Below are 21,460 nucleotides of genomic sequence, written 5' to 3'. Positions count from 1 at the left end.
TGGATAATATAGGTAGGAGAGGGGACGATTTTAATGTTTAGAAGCTATACGAAAGATTTGTTGTGGTTGTTGAATACCAGACGCTTCCATTAGTATATACATTTTCATTTCTAAACTGATGACTCGCAGAGAATGAAAGAACTTTGTTTGTTGCTTGGATTAAGGCTCCATGCCCCGTTGTAAAAGTATCGGAGGCAATAGCGTTTCCATTATTTTTATAAATATATTCTGTTGTTAGCCCAGAGGTTTTACTTCCAGTAGACTCTAATTTTACATTAGAAGTGCCATTCCAAGTATAGTTGAAACTCAGCTCAATACCAGCTGTACTTGCAGAGATCCCTACCTGGAACTGATCATTACTGTCCAGACTAAGCCCAGTAGTATTTGGTGACCAGTTTATCAATGAGTTTGTACTAGAATTCGTTCTAATATTGGATTTATAACCTGTTGTCCAAGTAGCATTATTGTTGTCGGCCACACCTGCAGGATAAATTTGTGAATCAGCTAAAACATAAAAATGAGTCCCTTTACTATTGGCATAAAGTATATAGTCAGTTACAGCTTTGCCTGCCACATAGTTAACCGTAGAACCACCTATTACTGTATAACTGCCATTAACAGATAATGTCTTTCGAATGCTTGTCAATATATCACCTTGAGCAGCAGAGACACTAACTTTCGCGGGAGAAAAATACTCTTTAAAGAAAAGATCATTCATATCATTTTTAAAATCATTAATAAGTTTTTGTTGGTCATTAGTATCTACATAGGATCTAAAGGACTTGACGTTAACAGATTCATCAATTGGTTCGTCATTCTGTAAGACTGTTATCTTACCATTGGCATTGTAAAGGGCAATTAGGGTAGTTTTTGTTGGCACAACAATGTTTTTTTCATTATCGATGATTGTATCCTGCTCATTTAAAACGACATCAGGGTTAATTTCTTTAAATTCTTCATCTTCTAAGAATAGAGGTATGTTCATTGGCAGAAAAATATTCTGATACAGTGGAAGCTTATTAATATCGGCTCCTTCAAAAATAACAATATTGCCTGGAGTGCTTAAGTGAGATTCAATAGTATAAACAGAGTCAACAACAGAAACAATCGAATTATCTAAGTTATAAACTAGAGTATCTTGGCTATTATCAGCAGCGGAGGTTGTTTGCAGATTCATGGGTGTTATCAGCGCTAATAACGATAAGCAGAATAAGCATTTAAATATCGATTTTTTCATTAGAATTTCCTCCATTTATCGCAATTATGTCGGCCGACGCAATAATATAATACCACAATTACCCAATTCCTCAACTATAAAATACAAATTTTCACAGAAATATTAATCATTTGTTATTTTTTTGAGTAAAAAATGTACCTTTGAAATAAAACAAAATATTTAACATTCAGTTAATGGGGGATGAAAGAAAATTAATTAAGTAGGAAAACATAGTGAAATAAAAGAAAGAGATAGCAAGACTGCCATCTCTAAAATAATTAAATAATTGAATTTTATAACAGTGTTATAGTTTACCTGGGCCGTAACCGGTACCATGATTAAATGTTTGTATCGAAGTACCTGGGGAGTGAATAGCTTGTAAGTTACTTAGAATTCCAATCACCAATAAAACTGAAAGCAGCACTTTCTTCATTTTTAACAACTCCCTCGCTTATAGTTTTTTGGATTGCTTGATATTCTTTTAGTTGATCTTGTGTTGCATGACTTCTAAATGCTTCAAAAGTAGCGACTGCTTTTTTGAAACATCCATCATAACCAATTTTATCAGATGTTGACAAAATATTCAAAATATGAAGAATAAGATTTATTGAGCCGTGATATTCCTGATGTTTAATTCTATATATCGATAATAAAAAATAAAAGGAAAGATAGTCAGTACAGTCCATGTGATTGTTATAAGCATTGAAATCTTTAATATAAGGCATGAGCAAATTAATTTCTTTGTCTACAACTATACTATAATCCAAGGCTGCTTCTAATATCGTTATTAGCCCGGAAAGAATTTCATCTGGGTGATCTAGAAGAAACGCAGTATATTCAGGAAGCTTGTCAATGCTTCCAATGAGAATGTCAAGTGTTAATGTATTTGCATGAGCAAAGAATTTAAAGTCTGATATGACTTTTTTACTCTCGGCACAATCATCGCCAAGCCAGTCAAGGTTTTCATACTTTTTTATACATTCTTTCGCCTTATCGTATTGTTTGAGTTTTTGAAGGGCTGAGCCTTTCATTAGATAACTATATCCAAAATAGTATGCGATTGGCCTATCTAATTTACGCAGCTTAGAAAATCTGACAGGACTACGATAGACCTTTTCTGCCTCTGTGAGGAGTTTATCGGATATGAAAATTACTTTCTCCCAACATTCTAATTCGTAAGCCATTTTTAATATCTTAACTAAGGGGTCTACCTCATGAGCATCAGATAGAAAGTTATCTTGCATACAAGCACCCCCTTGAATTACAATTATTTACATCATTGTATGATAATAATATTACATGGTCAACGCTTAGTTTTTAAAATATAATGGAGCATAATATAATTATGGTGGCCAATCACATATCCACCTCCCCTTTCGCCGAGCATGAATCGTGGACTTTTTGTTCTAGCGAACACGAATCGTGGACTTCTCGATTTAAATGGATTTATAGTAGTTAGTCTCTGCGGCAAAGACAGGAAAGCAGATTTAAATGGATTTCATGTCGTTAGAAGAAGGGGATAGTCCCATCATGGGCGGGATTCTTGATTTTAGGTGCATCAAATCCAGCTAATCTATTGAACCACTCGTTTCGAGCATAATTAGATACATGAATTCCATTTCGTGTTCGAGTTCGACAGGCAAACCTAAGCGGATGGTAGTCGGTAAAGATTGCATGAATTCCATTTCGTGTTCGAGATCAGCAGCTTATGTTCTAGTTCGATAGCGTATGTTCGAGTTTTCGTTTGAGCTTATGATCGATAACCTGTGTTGAGTTCGATAGCTTGTATTCGAGCTTGATAGCTTATGTTGTTCGATAGCTTGTATTCGAGTTCGATAGCGTATGTTCGAGATTATGTTCTAGTTACTAGTGTTAGAGCTTGTATTCGAGCTTGTATTCGAGTTTGTGTTCGATAACTTATGTTCGGTAACTAGTGATCGAGTTCAAAGGTTCTATAGCTTATATATGGATGAGCCACAGAATGGGGTCTAGGCAAGGGAAAAATGGATTCCGGCTAAAATGGATACCGTAAAATGGATTCCCCAGGAACGGATAGCTTTCTAAAAAGAAAGGGGCGCCCCTCTGCCATCGATGATGACTTCTGGGACAGCCCCTTGCCGTAAAGCGCTTATTTTAAACAAATTACTTCGTAAAGTTATCGAAGTAACCTTGAATATAGACGATCGGCGTTCCTTTGTCTCCGCTTCCTGATGTCAAATCGGACAGAGAGCCGATGAGATCGGTAAGCTTCCTAGGCGTAGTGCCCTGTGCTTCCATGGATCCCACGAGATCGTCATTCTTATTGCTGATGTACTCGGAAATAGCCTGTTTAAGCTCATCGCCGCTTAGATCGGCAAAGTTGTTATCTGCAAGATACTTCAGCTTGATTTCGTTAGGCGTGCCTTCAAGTCCGGAAGTATAAGCGGGTGATACCACCGGATCAGCCAGCTCCCAGATTTTCCCCACAGGGTCTTTGAAGGCCCCGTCCCCGTAAATCATGACCTCAATGCTCTTTCCTGTCTTCTCCTTGAAAATTTGCTGGATCTTATCGACGGTTTGTTGGCAGTCGCGCGGGAACAGCTTGATTTCGTCCTCGGTAGATTTATTCGATCCGAGCAGGCCGTATTCTTCATTAAAGCCGCTGTTGTCAATGGATTTAGCCAGGATGTCGCTGAGGCTGTAGATCTTCTCTCCGCCATTGGCCTTAAGAATCCTTGCCGTTCTGATCCGGGAATGGATGTCGCAGGTCAGCACATTTTTAGTGTAATCCAGGATTGTTTTAGGATGGTTGGAGAAAATAACCTCGCACTCCGCCCCTTGTTCTTCTACTAAGGTTTTATAGTAATCAATGTAATCTATGCCTGTAAAAGTATGCTTATTATAGCCAAAGAGCTCGCGGAACCGGGCTTCCGTCAGCACATCGGTCCAAGGATTGACGCCTTTCTCATCGAGCATGTCGAGATCGACCAGGTGATTGCCAACCTCATCGGAAGGATAGCTAAGCATGAGCACGACCTTCTTAACGCCCTTGGCAATACCGCGAAGGCAGACTGCAAAGCGGTTGCGGCTTAGAATGGGAAAAATAACGCCCACCGTGTCGTCACCGAACTTGGATTGAACGTCCTTGGCAATATGATCGATCGTCGCATAGTTTCCCTGCGCGCGGGCGACAATGGATTCTGTGATCGAGACGATGTCTTTATCCTTAATTTGAAAGCCTTCAATTTCCGCAGCCTTCAATACGCTATCTACAACGATTTCCTCTATATGATCCCCTCGTTTGATAATGGGGCAGCGCAGGCCTCTAGCAACCGTTCCAACTACTCTTTCCAAATACATTCAGCTCCTTAGGGTGATAAAGTTTGTTTTACATTATCCAACCATCTACTTGTAATATACATTATCCTAGTGGTATAAGTTAAATTAATATATCGAATAGAGGGTATAAGAGGTGTTTATGTGATAAGCAAATTGGATTTATATAAAATTTTCAGCAAAGTGGCAAGATGCGAGAGCTTTTCCAAGGCGGCCAAAGAGCTGTTTATGACACAGCCGGCGGTAAGCCAGGCGATCATGCAACTAGAGAAGGATCTGGATACGCGGCTTTTTAATCGAACCCCCAAAGGGGCGTCCTTGACAAATGAAGGCAGCCTTCTGTTTGAGTATGTAAATTCGGCAATGAACTTGCTGCAGACCGGTGAGGAAAAAATATTGGAATTCAAAAATCTAACGGCAGGCGAATTAAAGATCGGCGTAGGGGATACGATCTCCAGATATTTTTTGCTTCCTTACTTAGAGGCCTTCCATAATAAATATCCGAATATTAAATTTACGATTGTGAATGGCACCACCTTGGAGCTCTGTTCGATTCTTAAATCAGGCGAGGTTGATATTTCTATATGCAATCTTCCCATCGATGATGCCTCTTTAGAGGTAAGGCCATGCTTCGATATCCAGGATACGTTTGTTTATGGAGAACGGTTTGCGGAAGTCTTATCCGAGCCGATAAGCCTTCATGAATTAGTGAAGCTTCCCTTGATCTTTCTTGAATCAAAGTCCAATTCCCGAAGATATGTGGAAGACCATATGTTCTCTAAAGGAATCAAGATTGCGCCGGAGTTTGAGCTAGGCTCGCATGACCTATTGCTGGAGTTTGCCAGGATTAATTTAGGGATCGCATGCGTTACGAAGGAGTTCTCTCAAGAATATCTATCGAAGGGCTTGTTGTCCGAAGTCCAGCTGCTGGAGGAGATCCCAGGGAGAAGCGTAGGCGTATGCAACATCAAGAGCGTCCCTCTTTCGTCGGCGGCAACAAAATTCGTGGAGATGCTGCACTGGCGGTTAGGTTAACTATGCTTTGTGAAAATGGAGTGCCTATAAAAAAGGAGCTCCAATTCAAAGTGAATGGCTCTCCTTAATTATCCTTATTTACAGTATAGAGATCTGTATTCATCCTCTAGCATACTCATGAGAATGGAGTCGTAATACTGATGGTTGTAAAATAAGGCTTCTCGCTGAACCCCTTCTTTCTTGAAGCCTATATTTTTATAGACCTGCATGGCACGCTCATTGTACGAGAAGACGTTCAACTCGATCCGGTGAAGATTGAGGATGCCGAAGCCGTAATCCAGCATGAGACGGAGAGCTTCAGTACCGTAGCCTTTTCCTTGATTGTTGCTGTCAGGGATAGCGATGCGGATGTTGGCATTGCGATTGATCGTATCTATATCTTGAATCGCAATATCTCCAATGGGGGTATCGTCACTTACGGCGGCAATGACCAGCAATACAGATGAGCTGTCCTGAGCTTTTCCTTCGATATAGCGGGCAATTTGGTCCTGGGTATAGTGCTTCTGTGTCCCAGTAAGTTTCCTTGTTTCAGGATGGTACAGCGTAGTGAAGTACCAATTAGCATCGGATACTTCGATCGGTCTTAAATAGACTTTTTTTCCTGCGAGAAAGCGTGTCGGTTTCATGGTTGATATCTCCTTGTTTTGACTCTACCTCAATTTACCACCAATCTGTATACTTAAAAATATACAGATTGTAATATTTTCAGAGGACAGGAGAGGCAGATGAAAAACAGCACGGTTTCTATACCCTTTTCTAAATCCCCCGTTTATTTGACCGTTTATGAAGCTATCAAGCAGGATATCGTAGGAGGGAGGCTCTACGCTAACGAACGCTTGCCCTCGATCAGGGAACAAGCCAGGCAGCTATGCGTTAGCACGACTCCTGTAGAGACTGCCTACCAGCAGCTGATGGCAGAAGGATTCATTGAGAGCCGTCCCAGACAAGGGTACTATGTAGCAACTCTCCCCGATTCGTATAGCAGGTTTACGATGTCTGCCTCCAAGACAGAATCCGGTCTTTCCGAGAAGGACTGCTCTACCGCGGAGACGTATGCCTATGATTTTCATCTGGCTAAAAACGACTTTGCAAGCTTTCCGGTCTCCCATTGGAAGAGGCTCCTGATGCAGACGCTTCGGGAGGAGTACGAGGAACTGCTCTTCTACGGGGATCCGCAAGGCGAGGCTGGATTGCGCGAGGAGCTTGCCGCTTACCTGTACAGGATTCGCGGAGTGGTGTGCCGCAAGGAGCAGATTGTCATTGGTGCGGAGCAGCATCTGCTTCTGCATTACCTGGCCATCCTTCTTAAGGGAATTTCTCCAGCTGTAGCTGTAGAGGATCCGTGTTATCCGCTAATCGCCCGGACATTCCAGGCCGAGGGCTTTGCTGTCTTGACCGCAACTGAAGCAGACAAGGGGATAGACATTTCCCGTTTGCTGCAGTCATCCGTACGAATTGTGGCAGTCGCCCCTTCCCATCAGTTTCCTGGGGGCAGGGTAATGCCGATTAACGAAAGAATGGAGCTGCTGAAGTGGGCCAAGGAGCAGGAGGGCTATATCATTGAGGACGATTACGGCGGAGAGCTTCGCTATGTAGGGCAGCCGGTACCAGCGCTCCAAGGCTTGGCGCCTGATGCGAATGTGATATATGTAGGGGGGTTCTCCCAAATACTCGCCCCCGACATTTGTATCCATTACCTGGTGCTTCCTGAATCGTTACTGGCTCCTTATCAGCAATTGAGAAGAAGATTGCTATTCGAGCAATCCTCCTCCCGGGTGTATCAGCGCACGCTGGAGAAGCTTATGAAGCAGGGGTATTTCGAGAAGCATGTTCGTAAAATGAGAAGCCTTTACCGCAGAAAAAACCAGGAGCTCGCCGAGGCCCTTCAGATACAATTCCACGACTGCGGCGATGTCCTTAACCCGCATGCGGGATTTCACCTGATTCTGTCGCTTCGCGCTACAGCTTCTGAGCAGGAAATGATTCAAGCGGCGAAATCCGGCGGCATCCGTGTGGCATCGGCATCTGCCTTCTACGCGGATCAGGCTGCCTGCGAACGCAGGAAGAGGAAAAGATTCATGATCGGCTTCGGCGGCATTGCAGGGCAACGAATAGAGGAAGGGGCGGCCCAACTTAGGCAGATATGGGAGCCTTACCTTCAGGTTTGATCCCCTATATAGTATCTTGGGCGATGATGATTCGATATTCCCTTTCACCTATAGAAACGACCATCCCTTAGGAGCAGGGGTGGTCGTTCTCTAGCGAGAAGAAGGTCGGAGTTTATCCTCGGGTTACGAATTTTTCGGGATCCCTGACCTTTAGCACTTTCACCTTGCCTGTGAGCAAGCTCTTGTCGCTTACGATCCAAGTATGGTCTCTCGAATTCTTCCTGCGATACGCAACAAAGTTGTAGGGATTGCCGGCATAAATTTTGAAGCCCTTGGCCCGGCTGTCGGAGCAGAACTTTACACTTTCCCCCCGGTTTCGATTGGGGAAGGAGACCTTGCTGAACACGTGGCGTTTGACGAGCAGGGTGGCGCCTTGAACAAGGGGGACATATTTATCGGCCATATTGTTGTAACGATGAAGGAGTGTCTTTTTGCCGTTCAGGTACATGTAGTGGGCTCGTTTCCCTATGATATCGGCGTTTGTTTTGCGCAGAACCTGCATACTGTCTTTGAGATAGCCGGGAGCATAATAATCGTCATCATCAAATTTAGCAATGTAATTGTATTTGGCGACCTTTACTCCATAGTTGAGGCAGCTGCCCAGCGAATAATTAGGGAGACTGTAGATTCTTACGTTCTTATATGGCTTTGCCGCTATGATATATTCATCCATGTTCAGCTTGCTATGATTAAGTATGATGATAAGCTCTTTATTCTGATAATTTTGCCTGCTATAGTTGCGAAGAAGCGCATCCAAGCAGTATCTTCGTTTAGTGCAGGTAATGATGGAAACAGCGCTTTGCTGGCTGGAGATATTCACCTTGGCCATTATGGAGCATCCTTTGGCGTCCGCTGCACGAACTTCTTGTAATTTTGAACATTGGGGATTCGTTTATGGTGGGCGAGAAGCTTTTTATCGCTGATGACCCACGTATGGCTGGATGAGTTTTTTCGGCGGATAGCGACAAAATTATATTTGCCTGCAGAGTAGACTTTATATCCCTGTTGCTTGCTTCTAAGGCAAAAGAGGTCGTCTTCCCCAACGTTCCGATGGGGAAATTGCACCTTGTTCAGCACGTTCCGTTTCATGAACAGCGTAGCGCCGGGGAGCCTGTTAACCGATCTGTTCTCGTCCTGGGAAAAACGGAGAATTAATGTTTTGGAGCCGCGTAAATACATATAATGAGCTCGTTTCCCTACGACATCGGCATTTGCTTTTTGCAATGCTTGCAGGCTGTCTTTTAAATAGTAGGGTGCGTAATAGTCGTCATCATCGAACTTGGCGATGTAGCTGTACTTTGTCTTACTGAATGCATAATTTAGGCAAGCACCGAGGGATTCGCGGCCTGCCATGCGGTAGACGCGGATGCTCGGGTTTTTCTTGGCTAAACGCTGATATGGCTCAAGCGGTATGCTATCGTTGTTTACAATAATGATGAGTTCCTTTTTCGGATGGCGCTGCCGAGTGTAATTTTGAAACAGGTTGTTTATAAAATTGTGGCGCTTTGTGCAGGTAATGATGGAAACCCCCTGCTGCTTTGCCTCGTTCCTCTGTCCAGATCCCATTACATCCTCCTCCTATCCGTGATGATGAATAGCAACTTACTCTACAGTATGTACACGAATTAGAAGAGCAACGGCATATCCACCAAAGAGTAGATATCCTATTAAAAATAGGGGAGTATCTGAGTTAATCGTCAAACGCCGCAGGAGGGGCGGCTTTACTTCCTAAATGACGATGCGGTATCCTCTTTTAAGATCCATCAGGAAAGGAGTTACTCGCTTTGGGTGACAGCATTTTAAAGAAACAGAGGCATGCGATGCCGTTATTTTGGCGCTGATGGGCGGGAGCTTAGCGGCCGGGCGATGTACGGGAATCATGCTAATTTGGAATAGTCACAAACAGAGTAAAGACAGTAAAGACAGTCCCTTACACGATCAGGTAGAGGACTGACTTTCTGTTTGGAGGTCAATCATTTTGTTAGCCGCTCATTTCATTATGCGGTTGCGGGGTCTTGCCATACATTAAACTTGTTGCCGTCAGGGTCTTTAAATTTAAACTGCAGACCGCAGCTGTCAAGGTCCATCAAGGGCTCAACCTCAACGCCGTTGTCCCGAAGCTTCTTATGCAGCTCGACAATGTTCTCGACTTCAAAGGTCAAGGAGAACATCTCATATGTTTTTTCATTTCCGTCCCATTGACTGGTGGCAAAATTAGCGGTTCTTTTCTCTGTCGTCTCCAGCAAAAACAGCCACTGGCCATCCCCTAAGACGAGAATCGCACCGCCAGGGTCGCGCCTTTTCAACTCTAAACCGAAAATCTCGGTATACCATTTTGCTGCAAGCTCCAAATCGGATACGGGCAAATAGTTGCAGAGCACCCTCTTGAGCATCGGCTTCTGCTCGGCCTTACGGCTTTCTAGCTTCCGCATTTTCTGTTGTTCCATCCGTTATTCACCTCTTGTTTTGTAGTTTCAGTAAATAGACGATGCATATAGATGAAATCCGTCACAAGAGAAATACAAACTTACACAATTTCTACAGCATTGAATTTGTTCCCGTCCGGGTCATGGAAGACAAACGACTTTCCGAATAGATCGTCTACCGCAATTGGCTCCGTCTGCACACCGCTGCTTGTGAGTTTAAGCCATAATGCTTTAGCGTCGGATACGGAGAAAGTTAGCAAGGGAGTCTCTCTGGGCGAGTGACTCTCCGATTCCAATAAATATATTTCATGACCGGATTCGAGCAGTAAATTTCCGTGGGTGCTGTATTTTAGATGGAAATGGTGGAAGAACCAGTTTACAGTTTGCTTTTTGCCTCTAATGTTTGCAAGGCAGCCCAGACCGATTCTTGAACGGTATGTTGTTCCAGCCAGGAATGAACATTGTCCAATTTTGAAGCGGTGGCCTGGTCATAAGGAAGGAGCTTGTGTTTCTTTCTAGTAAAATCAAGACTTGTTCGGTAAGCGATGGAATACAGCCAGCTGCCAAGCCTGGAGGGGTCTTTTAACGTATGTAACTTATGATGGCATTTCACAAAGGTTTCCTGAACGGCATCCTGGGCTTCATGATAATCTTCCAATATGCTGTAGGCCACAGATAGAAGGGCTTTGGAATAGCGGCACACGATCGCCCGGAACGCTTCAAAATCACCTTCAGCTGCGCTTGCTGCCAGCTGCTTATCGGATGGATTAATTTCTTCGGTCACGAGATCACCTTCCTTTGATTGATCATGGCCCCTCAGCTTCCTGAAAATTCATCATAAAGAGGTGAGGACATTTCATGGCGGAGGTACTACAGCCATTCGCCTTTTGCCACGAAGAATACCCGCCCGCCGACATTGATGTCGTATGAATCACCATCCTTAGAGGCGTCTATGTGCAGAAGGGAAGGACGCCCCGTGGCGTATCCCTGCTCGATTCGAAGCTGAATTTCACCCTTTTGCAAAAATTCGTGTTTTAACAAATAACCTGCCAGGTTCCCGGTGGCACTGCCGGTGGCGGGATCTTCATAATACCCTGGGTCATTAACGAATACCCGCACATGCAAATCATTTTGCTCATGAAGGGTCTCCTCGGAGAACACGAGGAGGTTCGCATCTGCGATATTTTCGAGGAAGGCCTTATACTTCCCCGGGGCAACCTCGCATCTTCGCACGGCATCTAGACTCTTTAAAGGGACAATGACGGATGGAAACCCTGTTGAAGATACATGGATGGGGTAGGCGGTTTGGATATCCCCGACAGGAATTTGGAGTATCTCTGCGATCACGGCAGGGGCGATAGCCTCCCCGAATACAGGCTGCTGCTGCTTCATCCATAACTCGTTATCCGATCCTTCGGCAAAGGAGACGGGGATTTGGCCCACGCCAAGATTCAAGAGCATATGCCTGCTCTTATTTGGATCAAGCTGATGATGAATGACGAAGGCCGTTCCAAGCGAAGGATGTCCCGCAAAGGGAAGCTCCGCGTTGGGGGTAAAAATGCGCACAGGGTATCCCCCGTCCCTCTGTTTGCCCGACATAATGAAGGTTGTCTCCGAGAAGTTGATCTCTTTGGCGATCTGCTGCATCTCTTCCGTGGCCAGTTCCCGGTCCGGCAGCAGTACGGCGAGCGGATTGCCTTGATATTTTTGTTCCGCAAATACATCAACGATATAGAATTCCATAGCAAGCAACTCCTTGGCTTCAAAGTGAGGTTGAACGTTCGACAGGCTACATGAAATCAAAAAAGTAACGAATCACGTGGAAAATAACCGGCGAAGTATAAGCCAGACTATCAACCCGGCTGAGGTAGCTTTCCTTAAGCGCATCGAACTTGTTGTCGTCGCCGATTAACAAATCCCGCTTCAGCACGGAAACCGTCAGGCTGCCGAAGAACCCGCTCAAGCTGATCAGCATGCCGCAAAATATTCCGAACATGGAACCAAGCGGCGTCAGGTAGGGGTGGATCAAATAGGCCGCGGCGGTCGTCACCAGGAACGCGAAGGCAAACCCTTCCCAGGTCAGATAGGGATTGGCCGTCGGAACGACTTTGCGTTTGCCGAAATAAAGCGATGCCACATGATGGGCGACGTCATTCAGCTGGGTCAGCACAACCAGGAACAACACAAGCCCTGCGCCATACTCCGGCGTGGCAAACTGGAAGTAGGCGAGGTGGCTAAGCCCGAATACCATCAGCATGAGCCCCCACTGGGTGGAGCTGACGCTGCGCAGGAAGCCGACCGTTCCTTTATTGATCAGCCGCGGGAGCGGCAGGAACAGAAATACATAGATCGGAATAAAGATGATGAACATCCCGTACCATTCAATATAGATCCAGTAGAACTGCACGGGAATGGATAAATAAGCCCAAAGATACAATCTGCGGTCGGCTTTTCTGGAACGGATCATGGAGAAATACTCCTTCAGCGCGAAGAAGGTAAGCACCATAAGGGACAGCAGCGAAACGACCGGATTAAATAGAGTAGCCAGACAAAAAATAACGAACATGCCCCACCAGGTCTTGATTTTGGAGCCGATGGCGGCGTAATCTTTGTCCGGCTGTATTTTGTTCAGGACATAATAGATAATCTGTATGACTAATAATGCAGTAAAAATCAGGGTTAAAGTTATGAGCGAGCTGTTCATTGCCCTTCACCATCCACCTTGTCATGACGTAGGACCCACCAGGGGCGATCATATGTTATTATGAAGGAACAACTCATTTTTGATAAGGGGAATTTCGTAAATGGCAGATGATCGTTCGGTTTTTATTTTGCTTACGAATACCGGGACGCTTTTTACGAGGATGATCAAGGGGTATACGAGAGCCCCGTACAATCATGCATCTATATCCTTCAACCGGGAGCTGTCCGAGCTGTACAGCTTTGGACGGAAGAGCCCGAACAATCCGCTCAACGGGGGGTTCGTCAAGGAGGATATCAAGACGGGCACGTTCAGCAAGTATCCAAATACGACGTGCGTTCTTTATGAGCTCAAGGTATCCGAGCGTGAAGTCGAGAAAATGAAGCGGGTTCTGCAGATTTTCATCCGCAGCCGCAATAAATATCTGTATAACATTCTGGGCGTGGTCGGCATTGCGCTCAAGGAGCCCGTTGAATTCAGCAACTCTTACTTCTGCTCGCAGTTCGTGGCGGAGATTCTGGACAGGTCCGGCATCAAGCTGTGGAACAAGCTGCCGGCGCTGGTGACGCCGGATGATTTCCGGCAGAGCGACCGCCTGAAATTGGTCTATGAAGGAAAGTTAAGCGAGTATGAGCCAGAGGAGCTGTAAATTGAGGGACCGTACTTCTAATGGGAGTACGGTTTTTTATATGCGGCGTTATAGATATGGAGAAATTGGCCATTCCTGGTAGTGGTGATTTTTAGGCGTGCATGTTTTGGAGAATAGGGGTAAACTGTAGATTTAGGTGTATACAATAAGGTCTGGATCATCGGAAGGAGTCAGGAAATGTCTCAGGAGAGGGCACAAGCAAACGAACAGGAGCAGGGGACGCTTCATAAAAAATTACGGCCTCGGCATATTACCTTTATGGCGATGGGCGGCGTAATCGGCACGGGAATATTCAAGGGAAGCTACGAGACGATCAGTATAGCAGGACCGGGGATCGTCATTTCATATATTCTGGCAGGCTTGCTGCTGCTCGTCGTGATGGGAGCCATTGCCGAGATGGCGATGGTATACCCGAATCGCAATATGAAGGACTTCATTCGGGAGGCCTTCGGCGAACGGCTGTCTTTCATTATCGGCTGGCTCTATTGCTTTATGTGGCTAACGGTATGTGTCATAGAGGTGCTGGCCGCAGGCAGCTTCCTGCAATACTGGCTTCCGGAGGCGCCGCTATGGCTGTTGACCTTGGGGTGTGCAATCCTTGTCCTGGGGATTAACATGCTGAGCGTCAGCGGCTTTGGAGAAGCGGAGTTCTGGCTGGCGGGCATCAAGATCGGCATGATTATTGTCTTTATCATTCTGGGTGCCTTGATACTGTCTGGCGTATGGACAGTGGAAGGTGCTGGCGGCCTGCATAATTTGGTGGATTACGGTGGCTTCCTGCCGAACGGTTGGACGGCGATTATTGCCGCGCTGCTGGTAGTGATGTTCTCTTATGGCGGGTCGGAGCTGATCGGGCTTACCCTGACGGAGACCAAGGACGTGGACAAGGTTTTGCCCAAGGTGGTAAAGAGCTTCATATTACGGGTCATTCTGTTCTATACGCTGCCGATCCTCGTCATTTGCAGCTTGATTCCGTGGAATCAGTTGAACAGCGAGAGCAGTCCCTTCGTTCAGGTGCTGGCCAGTACCGGGCTGCAGGGATCGGCCCATGTGATGAATTTTATTCTCGTGACAGCGGTGCTGTCCGCAGCGAATTCGGGGATTTACGGGGCTACCCGCATGCTGCATTCGATGGCGGCGAACGGCGAAGCATCGCCTTATCTGGCCCGTACGACGAAGCGGGGCGTGCCGATGAACAGTCTGAAGCTGTGTGCGGCCGTACTTATCGGCGGGGCTGTTCTGGCTTATCTGTTTCAAGACGGTTTATTCCGTTTCCTGATGGCGGTGCCGGGATTTGTCGTGCTGCTGGTGTGGATCAGCATTTGCCTGTCTCAGTTGAAGCTGCGCCGCAGCTATCCGGTACAGCCGAGCTTCCGCGTATGGGGATTTCCATACATCACGATTCTAGCGACGGTCAGTCTGTCGGTCATTGCCGTACTGTTTCTATTTGATCGGCAAAATATGCTTAGCATCGGGTTTTGCTTGGCGTTTCTGTTGTTTCTGTTCCTATGGTCGCTCATCAAGTTCAAGAAAACGCGGCGGTGACTACAGAAATATGCTAGAAAAGCCGCTAGCGGGAAGAATAGAGTAACAATGAAAGGCCGTTCTCTGTTAAATCAGGAGAGCGGTCTTTTTTTCGCAAAAGCAATTGACCAAAAATTAAAAAGGAAATATCATGGGTGCTAATTAGAGTAAAGAGGAGGATATGGACGTATGCCCATGGAGCAGCAATTCACAATAGCCGTGAACCAGCTTGGTTACCGCAGCAAGGATGCGAAGATGGCTATGATTACAGGAGAGAGCGCCGGCTTTCGGCTGGTGGATCATGAAACCGGTAAAGTAGTTTGGGAGGGCCAGACGCGGCCTGCTGCCGAAGACGCAGCTAGTGGAATCACGGTAAGCCGGGGAGATTTCTCGGCTTGGGAGCAGCCGGGAACCTATCGGATTGAAGCCGGGGATGGGCAGAGCTCTTACCCTTTTGTTATTTCGGAGGCGGTGTATGAAGCAGCTCATCAGGCGTTGTTGAAAGCGTTTTACTATTTCCGCTGCGGGATGGACCTGGAAGAGAAGCACGCTGGTCCATGGAAGCATGCGGCCTGTCACCTTGCGCCTGCGCTCGTCTATGGCGAGGAGGCGAGGACCATCGATGCTTGGGGAGGATGGCATGATGCCGGGGACTACGGCAAATATGTAGTGCCTGGAGCCAAGGCGGTGGCGGATTTGCTGCTGGCTTATGAGTGCTATCCTCAGGCTTTTCAGCGGGCAGTGCCGGTGCCGGAGACCGATGGGGCTACGCCGGATGTGCTTCATGAATGCAGATATGAGCTGGAATGGATGCTCCGTATGCAGGATGAGGAGAGCGGCGGTGTCTTTCATAAGCTTACGACATTGCGCTTTCCCGGCCCGGACGTCATGCCTGAGGACGATACAGCGGAGCTGTACATTACGCCGATATCCGCCACGGCAACGGGCTGCTTTGCCGCCGTCATGGCTATGGCAGCCCGGGTGTACGCCCCGTATGACTCTGCCTTCGCTGCATCCTGCCTGCAGGCTGCAGAGCGGGCATGGACGTGGCTGGAACGCCATCCTGAATATCCCGGCTTCCGCAACCCGCCGGAGATCTTCACCGGGGAATACGGTGATGAGCAGGACATGGATGAGCGCTACTGGGCTGCAGCCGAACTGTACCGGACTACCGGGGAGTCCCGTTATCATGAGGCCTTCGGGCAATATGCCAGGCAGGACAGCTTCGATAAATACGAGCTGGGATGGGCCGATATGGGGGGATACGGAACGATTTCTTATTTGATGTCGGCGCGGGAACAAGAGCCTGAGCTGGCTGCGCGTCTACAAGCCGGCCTGCAGCAGAGGGCCGCTGAGCTAGCTGATGTCAGCCTTCAAGACGGGTTTGGCATATCGCTCAGGCCGGAGCAGTATATTTGGGGCAGCAATATGCTGGTTATGAATCATGCGATGCTGCTGCTTATCGCTGACCGATTGTCGGGCTCCAAGGCCTATGAACGCTGGGCTCTCGAGCACGTCCATTATTTATTCGGAGCCAACGTAATGGGGATGAGCTATGTCACCGGACTTGGCAGCCGGCCGATTCTTCATCCGCATCATCGTCCCTCTGAAGGAGACGGCGTCGAAGCGCCTGTTCCCGGGCTGGTCTCGGGCGGGCCAAATTACGGCAAGCAGGACGACTATGCGCGAGAGCATTTGGCAGACCGGGCGCCGGCCGCCTCTTTCGCCGATGTCATGGAGAGTTATGCAACCAATGAGGTTACGATTTATTGGAATTCTCCCGCTGTGTTCGTGCTGTCTCACTTTGTGTAAAGGAGCAAGCAAGCCCCGCGCTTAGCGGGGCTTGTGCAGTTCTAGTTAAGCTCATCGAGGAAGCTTCTGACGAGGTTTATACCGCGAACGGCCTTTGGCCTTGTATTGTTATGCTTCCAGTGGCTCATTAATGCGGAATGGAGATGGTTATGAATGAAGCGTATGCTGGTGATCGTTGGCGATTATTATCATGATGCTGAACTGGCTCGGCATTCTTTGGAGAAAGTGGCCGAGCCTTATGTTCAGGCAGGCAGGCTCCAGTTGACTTATGCGGGTGTGGGGCATTGCGAGCAGGAGCTTAACCTAGCTCCGGACTTAGTCGTCTTGTTTGCAGGAAATTATATGAATCCGCAGGCGGAGCCGGAGAACTACTGGATGACGGAACGATTGGCCGAGCGGATCGAGAGGTATGTGGCGGACGGAGGAGCCTGGCTGGCCTGGCACTCGGGCTTGGCATCCTATCCGAATGACAGCGTCTATGTCAGAATGCTTCGCGGACATTTTCTTATGCATCCGGAGCAGCACAGCCTAGTGACGTATACTCCGCTGTCAGGCACGGATCTAGGCCGTTTAGGGGAAGCCTTCAGCTTCATGGACGAGCACTATTTTGTCGACTGCAAGGAGGAGGAGACGAATGTATTCTTGCGTTCCTCTTCGGTAGAGGGGGAAGCCGCAGCCGGCTGGTATCATAGCTACGGCTCCGGCCGCGTCGGATGCATAACGCCGGCGCATTTGTCCGAAGGCCTGTTGATGCCGCGGTTTATTGATACAATGAGAAGCTTGGTTGCTTGGTGTGCTAAGCTTGATACATGAGTCCGTACACTCGGACTTTGCTTGGTTTCAGTATCGATCGGCGGCATGGTTGGCGCATACAGCCGAAAGGGTATAAAATGGTTAGCGGTAGAAAGAGCTTCATGAGTTTTACATAAAAGGAGTATGGAGAATGCAGACAGGAAATACGAACAGATTAGGAAGAGGCTGGATACAGGCCATTTTTGTGCTAGGAGTATGCTTGATTTTATCCAGCTGCAGCATTGCCGGGGACAGAAATATAATGGAGGGAAATGAAGACAGCGGAACGAAGCAGCCGATAGAAAGGTATACAGGGGCTCCAAGTCAGGCGATCTCTTCTGTCTATACTACCGGACGCGAGCTGGCGCTTACCTTCAATGGGATGGCGGACAGCGACACCATGAACAAGCTGCTGGATCAGCTGGACGGTTACGGGATCAAGGCCACCTTCTTTTTACCGGGCATGAGAGTAGCGGAGGAGCCTGATATCGCCAGGGAGATTAAGTCCCGTGGCCATGAAATCGAGAATAATACCTTAAACGGACAGGATCTGAGCCAGCTTTCCTATGAACAGGTTTATCAGGAGATCCATTTAGCGAATCAGGTTATTCAGAAGGAGACGGGTATCACTCCCCGATATGTAAGAACCGCGAGCGGTGAATACAACGATGATATCCGGCTTGCAGCTGCTCATAACGGGCAGAAAGCGGTGATTTCTCATAGTTTGTTTCTGCATAATTGGAACAAGGAGTCCGAAGCCCAGAAGAGAAGCTATATCCGAAAATACATCAATCGGGGGGGAATCATCGCGCTTGATGCGGGGGAGAACAAGCAGCTTCTTGAAGACATCGCTTTTCTAGCCGATGCTGCCAAGGATGCAGGCTATACGTTCGTACCGTTAAGCAAGCTTGTGATGGAGGGCGGAGAGCGGAAGCCGCTCGAGCAGATCGCAGGATATGATGCCGCCAGGCTGAACGCTAGTCATAAGCCGACGTCCTATAATCTTGTTTCCAGAGAAGAAACTAACAGCAAAAAAGTGGCGCTGACCTTTGACGACTGGGGTACAGATTACACGATTACTCAAATTCTTGACATTCTGGAGAAGTACCAGGTCAAGGCCTCCTTCTTCCTGCGCGCAGACGGGGTTGAGAAGAATCCGAACCTGGCCAGGGCCATTGCGAAGGCAGGGCATGACGTTGGTAATCACACTTACAGTCATCCGGAGCTGGCCAATCTCACTCCGGAACAGCTGCAGAACGAGGTGGTTAAGGCCCATCAGATCATTACGGAAGCCATTCAAGAGAAGCCGGCGATGCTCTTCCGGCCGCCTACTGGAAATATCACGCCCGAGGCTGCTGAAATCATAGCGGCAACAGGCTATCACACCATTGTCAATTTTGATGTAGATCCGAAGGACTGGGATCGGAGCCGCTCTGCTGCTCAAATCACCCAGAGCATAATGGAGCAGACGAAGAGCGGCAGCATTATTTTGCTGCATATCCTGGATGATCTGCAAACGATCGAGGCGCTCCCCCAAGTCATTGAGAGCCTGGAGGGGCAGGGCTATACTTTTGTAAGGGCTAGCGACCTTTTATCTTAAATTGACAATCTCTAAATTTTGCTCTTTTAGAAATTGAATGATACGCGGCAGTGCATCGAGGGTTGCCTGGGATTCATGGAGGAGAATAGATAACAAGGATCAGAGAAATTTCCCCCTTTTGGCTATATTTTTTCTAGTATAGTAGGAATTAAAGCGCTTATATCATTTTGGGTAGCGTAATATAAAACCTATTACCAGGAGGGAAGAAATGAGGCTGCGATTTGAAGGAGATTTGACGTCTCTGCGGCCTGGAATTCAGGCCTTGTCGAGGGATATTGCTTTTACGGAAGCAGAGGAGGGACTTTCTGTTCAGGTGGAGTCCTCCGCTGGAGATCTCGAAGTTGGACTGAATGAAGGCGGCGCATACATACGCTTTAGTAAGAGGCACCAATTCTTTCGCGGCTTGGGGCTGCTTGTGCAGCATGGTCGCAGCGGCAGGCCCTTTGCGATACGGGAAGCCCAGCAGTTCGACATCATAGGGCCGATGTTCGACCTGTCTCGCAATGGCGTTCTCACGTTAGACAGCTTCAAGTTTTTACTGCGCAAAATGGCTTTGATGGGCCTGAACACTGTAATGCTGTATCTCGAGGATACTTATGAAATCAGCGGTGAGCCGTACTTCGGCTATATGCGGGGACGCTATACACAGGATGAGCTCCGGGAAATCGATGATTATGCGGATCAATTCGGGATCGAGGCATTTCCGAGCATCCAGACGCTTGCGCATTTGGAGGAGTTCCTGAAGTGGGAGCCGGTATCCTATTATAAAGATACGAAAGGAGCGCTTCTGGTCGGAGACGAGAGGACCGAGCAGTTGGTCGATCGCATGATCGAAGCGGCCAGCGCTCCGTTCCGCAGCCGGAAGATTCATATCGGCATGGATGAAGCGGAGGAGCTTGGACGGGGCAAATATCTCGACCGGAACGGGTACGTGGAACGGTTCGAGATCATGACCGGCCATTTGGAGAAGGTGCTGGAGATGGCTCGCCGCCGGGGCCTGAAGCCGATGATGTGGAGCGATATGTTCCTGAAATTCGCCTCGAAGGACGGGGCTGAGCATTATGACACCGAGACTCCGATTCCTGAGGAAATGGCGCGCAGAATTCCGAAAGATGTGGATATGGTGTATTGGGACTATGCGCACACCGACAAAGAGGATTATGAGAAGCTGATTGCGAAGCATCGGCCGCTCGGCTGCAATCTGGCATTTGCCGGAGGGATCTGGGTGTTCAATACCTTTGGCGTGAACTATGGGCTGTCCCTGAACGCAACGGATTCGGCGCTGCAGGTATGCAAGCAAGAGGGTATCCGAGAGGTCTATGCCACGATGTGGGGCGATGACGGAATGGAAGGCAATCCGTATGCAGCGCTGTTGGGCTTGCAGTTCTATGCAGAGCACGCTTATACGGAGGGAGAGCTGGCATGGAGCCAGGTGGCGGAACGGGTGAAGTTCTGCACGGGAATCGAGGCTGAGGCGTTCCTGAAGTTCAAGGATCTGGATGAGACGCCTGGCTCAGAGCCCAATAACCGCAAACAGAGTAATCCGTGCAAGTTCCTGCTTTATCAGGATGTGCTGCTGGGCCTGTTCGATAAGCAAATTGAGGGATTGGCTATGGCAGAGCATTATGCGCAGCTTGAGCAGGAAATTCGCCGGGTTCGCGTGAAGGACGCGGAGCTGGATTATTTGTTCGATGTGCCGGAGAAGCTGTGTGCGGTGCTGAAGCAGAAAAGCGAGATCGGCATTGAGCTGAAGCGGGCATATGATTCCGGCGATCAAGCTGAGCTGCAGCGAATTGCGACGACGGTGCTGCCTTCTATTGCTGAAGCGGTTAAAGAGCTGCGGGCTGCGCATCGCTCGCAATGGCTGCGAATGTTCAAGCCGTTCGGCTGGGAGGTTATCGATATCCGCTACGGGGGAGTCTTGAGTCGGCTGGATACGGCTGCGCTAAGGCTGCTGGATTACGTAGAAGGGCGAATCCCGGCAATTGAAGAGCTGGAGCAAGAGCGGCTCGTGTACAGCTCGGTCAACCGTTTCAATCAGAAGGGGGCCGGCTGGTGCAGCTACTATTACCGCATGGCTTCGCCAAACGTCTTTTTCCATGTGATTAATCCGTTTTAAGATGCTCATTGCATAACTGATTAATAAGTAGAGCAGCAAGCCCCTTGGGGAGGGACTTGCTGCTCTTTGTTGCTGCAGAGGATTTCGCAGCGTTAAGCGGAGA

19 protein-coding genes are annotated in these 21,460 nt (G+C 47.8%); 8 read left to right on the top strand and 11 right to left on the bottom strand.

Annotated elements, in window-relative coordinates:
• Positions 1 to 37 precede the first annotated feature (37 nt).
• The 3 genes from BN2762_RS07265 to BN2762_RS07255 form a co-directional block, all read right to left on the bottom strand.
• A complete protein-coding gene (locus BN2762_RS07265) occupies positions 38 to 1,237 on the bottom strand; it encodes a hypothetical protein (RefSeq protein ID WP_055106344.1) in 1,200 nt (399 codons plus the stop codon).
• 362 nt (positions 1,238 to 1,599) lie between these two features.
• Positions 1,600 to 2,460, bottom strand: a complete 861-nt coding sequence (locus tag BN2762_RS07260) for a hypothetical protein (protein ID WP_055106343.1) — start codon at positions 2,458 to 2,460, stop codon at positions 1,600 to 1,602.
• A gap of 898 nt (positions 2,461 to 3,358) precedes the next feature.
• Positions 3,359 to 4,549: a coenzyme F420-0:L-glutamate ligase gene (locus tag BN2762_RS07255; protein WP_055106483.1), complete on the bottom strand. Its 1,191-nt coding sequence runs from the start codon at positions 4,547 to 4,549 to the stop codon at positions 3,359 to 3,361.
• 126 nt (positions 4,550 to 4,675) lie between these two features.
• Between BN2762_RS07255 and BN2762_RS07250 the strand changes: the two genes are divergently transcribed.
• Positions 4,676 to 5,566 carry a LysR family transcriptional regulator gene (locus BN2762_RS07250; RefSeq protein WP_055106342.1) on the top strand — a complete coding sequence of 297 codons (891 nt, stop codon included), beginning with the start codon at positions 4,676 to 4,678 and terminating at the stop codon, positions 5,564 to 5,566.
• A gap of 74 nt (positions 5,567 to 5,640) precedes the next feature.
• Here the strand turns inward: BN2762_RS07250 and BN2762_RS07245 are convergent, their stop codons facing one another.
• Positions 5,641 to 6,192 carry a GNAT family N-acetyltransferase gene (locus BN2762_RS07245; protein WP_083484797.1) on the bottom strand — a complete coding sequence of 184 codons (552 nt, stop codon included), beginning with the start codon at positions 6,190 to 6,192 and terminating at the stop codon, positions 5,641 to 5,643.
• Between the two features lie 99 nt (positions 6,193 to 6,291).
• On the opposite strand from BN2762_RS07245, the gene pdxR reads away from it, so the two are divergent.
• Entirely contained in the window at positions 6,292 to 7,734 is a 1,443-nt protein-coding gene (gene pdxR / locus BN2762_RS07240) for a MocR-like pyridoxine biosynthesis transcription factor PdxR (protein ID WP_055106340.1), read from the top strand.
• 112 nt (positions 7,735 to 7,846) lie between these two features.
• On the opposite strand, the gene BN2762_RS07235 is transcribed toward pdxR, so the two are convergent.
• From BN2762_RS07235 to BN2762_RS07210, 7 genes are all read right to left on the bottom strand, one after another.
• Positions 7,847 to 8,563, bottom strand: a complete 717-nt coding sequence (locus tag BN2762_RS07235) for a glycosyltransferase family 2 protein (RefSeq protein ID WP_055106339.1) — start codon at positions 8,561 to 8,563, stop codon at positions 7,847 to 7,849.
• Positions 8,563 to 9,300, bottom strand: coding sequence for a glycosyltransferase family 2 protein (locus tag BN2762_RS07230; RefSeq protein WP_055106338.1), 738 nt, complete (start codon positions 9,298 to 9,300; stop codon positions 8,563 to 8,565). The genes BN2762_RS07235 and BN2762_RS07230 overlap by 1 nt, the downstream gene beginning before the upstream one ends.
• Before the next feature lie 431 nt (positions 9,301 to 9,731).
• The gene (locus BN2762_RS07225) at positions 9,732 to 10,181 is read right to left on the bottom strand and encodes a VOC family protein (protein WP_055106337.1); all 450 of its coding nucleotides are present in this window, start codon (positions 10,179 to 10,181) and stop codon (positions 9,732 to 9,734) included.
• An 80-nt stretch (positions 10,182 to 10,261) separates the two neighbouring features.
• Positions 10,262 to 10,420, bottom strand: coding sequence for a VOC family protein (locus tag BN2762_RS28130; protein WP_326830426.1), 159 nt, complete (start codon positions 10,418 to 10,420; stop codon positions 10,262 to 10,264).
• A gap of 116 nt (positions 10,421 to 10,536) precedes the next feature.
• Positions 10,537 to 10,944: an RNA polymerase sigma factor gene (locus BN2762_RS27545; protein WP_055106336.1), complete on the bottom strand. Its 408-nt coding sequence runs from the start codon at positions 10,942 to 10,944 to the stop codon at positions 10,537 to 10,539.
• A gap of 86 nt (positions 10,945 to 11,030) precedes the next feature.
• Positions 11,031 to 11,903: a PhzF family phenazine biosynthesis protein gene (locus tag BN2762_RS07215; RefSeq protein ID WP_055106335.1), complete on the bottom strand. Its 873-nt coding sequence runs from the start codon at positions 11,901 to 11,903 to the stop codon at positions 11,031 to 11,033.
• Between the two features lie 46 nt (positions 11,904 to 11,949).
• Positions 11,950 to 12,864: a phosphatidate cytidylyltransferase gene (locus BN2762_RS07210; RefSeq protein ID WP_055106334.1), complete on the bottom strand. Its 915-nt coding sequence runs from the start codon at positions 12,862 to 12,864 to the stop codon at positions 11,950 to 11,952.
• 100 nt (positions 12,865 to 12,964) lie between these two features.
• Here BN2762_RS07210 and BN2762_RS07205 point away from each other — a divergent pair, with 100 nt between their 5' ends.
• The 6 genes from BN2762_RS07205 (at position 12,965) to BN2762_RS07180 (ending at position 21,357) form a co-directional block, all read left to right on the top strand.
• Complete coding sequence (locus tag BN2762_RS07205; protein ID WP_055106333.1) at positions 12,965 to 13,510, top strand: hypothetical protein; 546 nt, start codon at positions 12,965 to 12,967, stop codon at positions 13,508 to 13,510.
• Between the two features lie 177 nt (positions 13,511 to 13,687).
• On the top strand, positions 13,688 to 15,055 hold the full coding sequence (locus BN2762_RS07200; protein WP_055106332.1) for an amino acid permease: 1,368 nt from the start codon (positions 13,688 to 13,690) through the stop codon (positions 15,053 to 15,055).
• Between the two features lie 168 nt (positions 15,056 to 15,223).
• Entirely contained in the window at positions 15,224 to 16,846 is a 1,623-nt protein-coding gene (locus BN2762_RS07195) for a glycoside hydrolase family 9 protein (protein WP_055106331.1), read from the top strand.
• 153 nt (positions 16,847 to 16,999) lie between these two features.
• Complete coding sequence (locus BN2762_RS07190; protein ID WP_055106330.1) at positions 17,000 to 17,659, top strand: ThuA domain-containing protein; 660 nt, start codon at positions 17,000 to 17,002, stop codon at positions 17,657 to 17,659.
• Positions 17,660 to 17,789: 130 nt separating this feature from the next.
• The gene (locus BN2762_RS07185) at positions 17,790 to 19,238 is read left to right on the top strand and encodes a polysaccharide deacetylase family protein (RefSeq protein ID WP_055106329.1); all 1,449 of its coding nucleotides are present in this window, start codon (positions 17,790 to 17,792) and stop codon (positions 19,236 to 19,238) included.
• A 208-nt stretch (positions 19,239 to 19,446) separates the two neighbouring features.
• Positions 19,447 to 21,357, top strand: a complete 1,911-nt coding sequence (locus BN2762_RS07180) for a beta-N-acetylhexosaminidase (RefSeq protein WP_055106328.1) — start codon at positions 19,447 to 19,449, stop codon at positions 21,355 to 21,357.
• The last annotated feature ends 103 nt before the right edge of the window (positions 21,358 to 21,460 follow it).

It is taken from the genome of Paenibacillus ihumii, assembly GCF_001403875.1.
Lineage (GTDB): Bacteria > Bacillota > Bacilli > Paenibacillales > Paenibacillaceae > Fontibacillus > Fontibacillus ihumii.
This window is presented reverse-complemented; position numbering and strand designations above follow the sequence as displayed.

Bases quoted from the DNA above. Each gene is read 5' to 3' on its own strand.
- BN2762_RS07245 (WP_083484797.1), bottom strand. From the start codon at position 6,192: ATGAAACCGACACGCTTTCTCGCAGGAAAAAAAGTCTATTTAAGACCG.
- BN2762_RS07180 (WP_055106328.1), top strand. From the start codon at position 19,447: ATGAGGCTGCGATTTGAAGGAGATTTGACGTCTCTGCGGCCTGGAATT.
- BN2762_RS07195 (WP_055106331.1), top strand. From the start codon at position 15,224: ATGCCCATGGAGCAGCAATTCACAATAGCCGTGAACCAGCTTGGTTAC.
- BN2762_RS07235 (WP_055106339.1), bottom strand. From the start codon at position 8,563: ATGGCCAAGGTGAATATCTCCAGCCAGCAAAGCGCTGTTTCCATCATT.
- BN2762_RS07215 (WP_055106335.1), bottom strand. From the start codon at position 11,903: ATGGAATTCTATATCGTTGATGTATTTGCGGAACAAAAATATCAAGGC.
- BN2762_RS07190 (WP_055106330.1), top strand. From the start codon at position 17,000: ATGAAGCGTATGCTGGTGATCGTTGGCGATTATTATCATGATGCTGAA.
- BN2762_RS07210 (WP_055106334.1), bottom strand. From the start codon at position 12,864: ATGAACAGCTCGCTCATAACTTTAACCCTGATTTTTACTGCATTATTA.
- BN2762_RS07205 (WP_055106333.1), top strand. From the start codon at position 12,965: ATGGCAGATGATCGTTCGGTTTTTATTTTGCTTACGAATACCGGGACG.
- BN2762_RS07230 (WP_055106338.1), bottom strand. From the start codon at position 9,300: ATGGGATCTGGACAGAGGAACGAGGCAAAGCAGCAGGGGGTTTCCATC.
- BN2762_RS07225 (WP_055106337.1), bottom strand. From the start codon at position 10,181: ATGGAACAACAGAAAATGCGGAAGCTAGAAAGCCGTAAGGCCGAGCAG.
- pdxR (WP_055106340.1), top strand. From the start codon at position 6,292: ATGAAAAACAGCACGGTTTCTATACCCTTTTCTAAATCCCCCGTTTAT.
- BN2762_RS07265 (WP_055106344.1), bottom strand. From the start codon at position 1,237: ATGAAAAAATCGATATTTAAATGCTTATTCTGCTTATCGTTATTAGCG.
- BN2762_RS07260 (WP_055106343.1), bottom strand. From the start codon at position 2,460: ATGCAAGATAACTTTCTATCTGATGCTCATGAGGTAGACCCCTTAGTT.
- BN2762_RS07185 (WP_055106329.1), top strand. From the start codon at position 17,790: ATGCAGACAGGAAATACGAACAGATTAGGAAGAGGCTGGATACAGGCC.
- BN2762_RS07200 (WP_055106332.1), top strand. From the start codon at position 13,688: ATGTCTCAGGAGAGGGCACAAGCAAACGAACAGGAGCAGGGGACGCTT.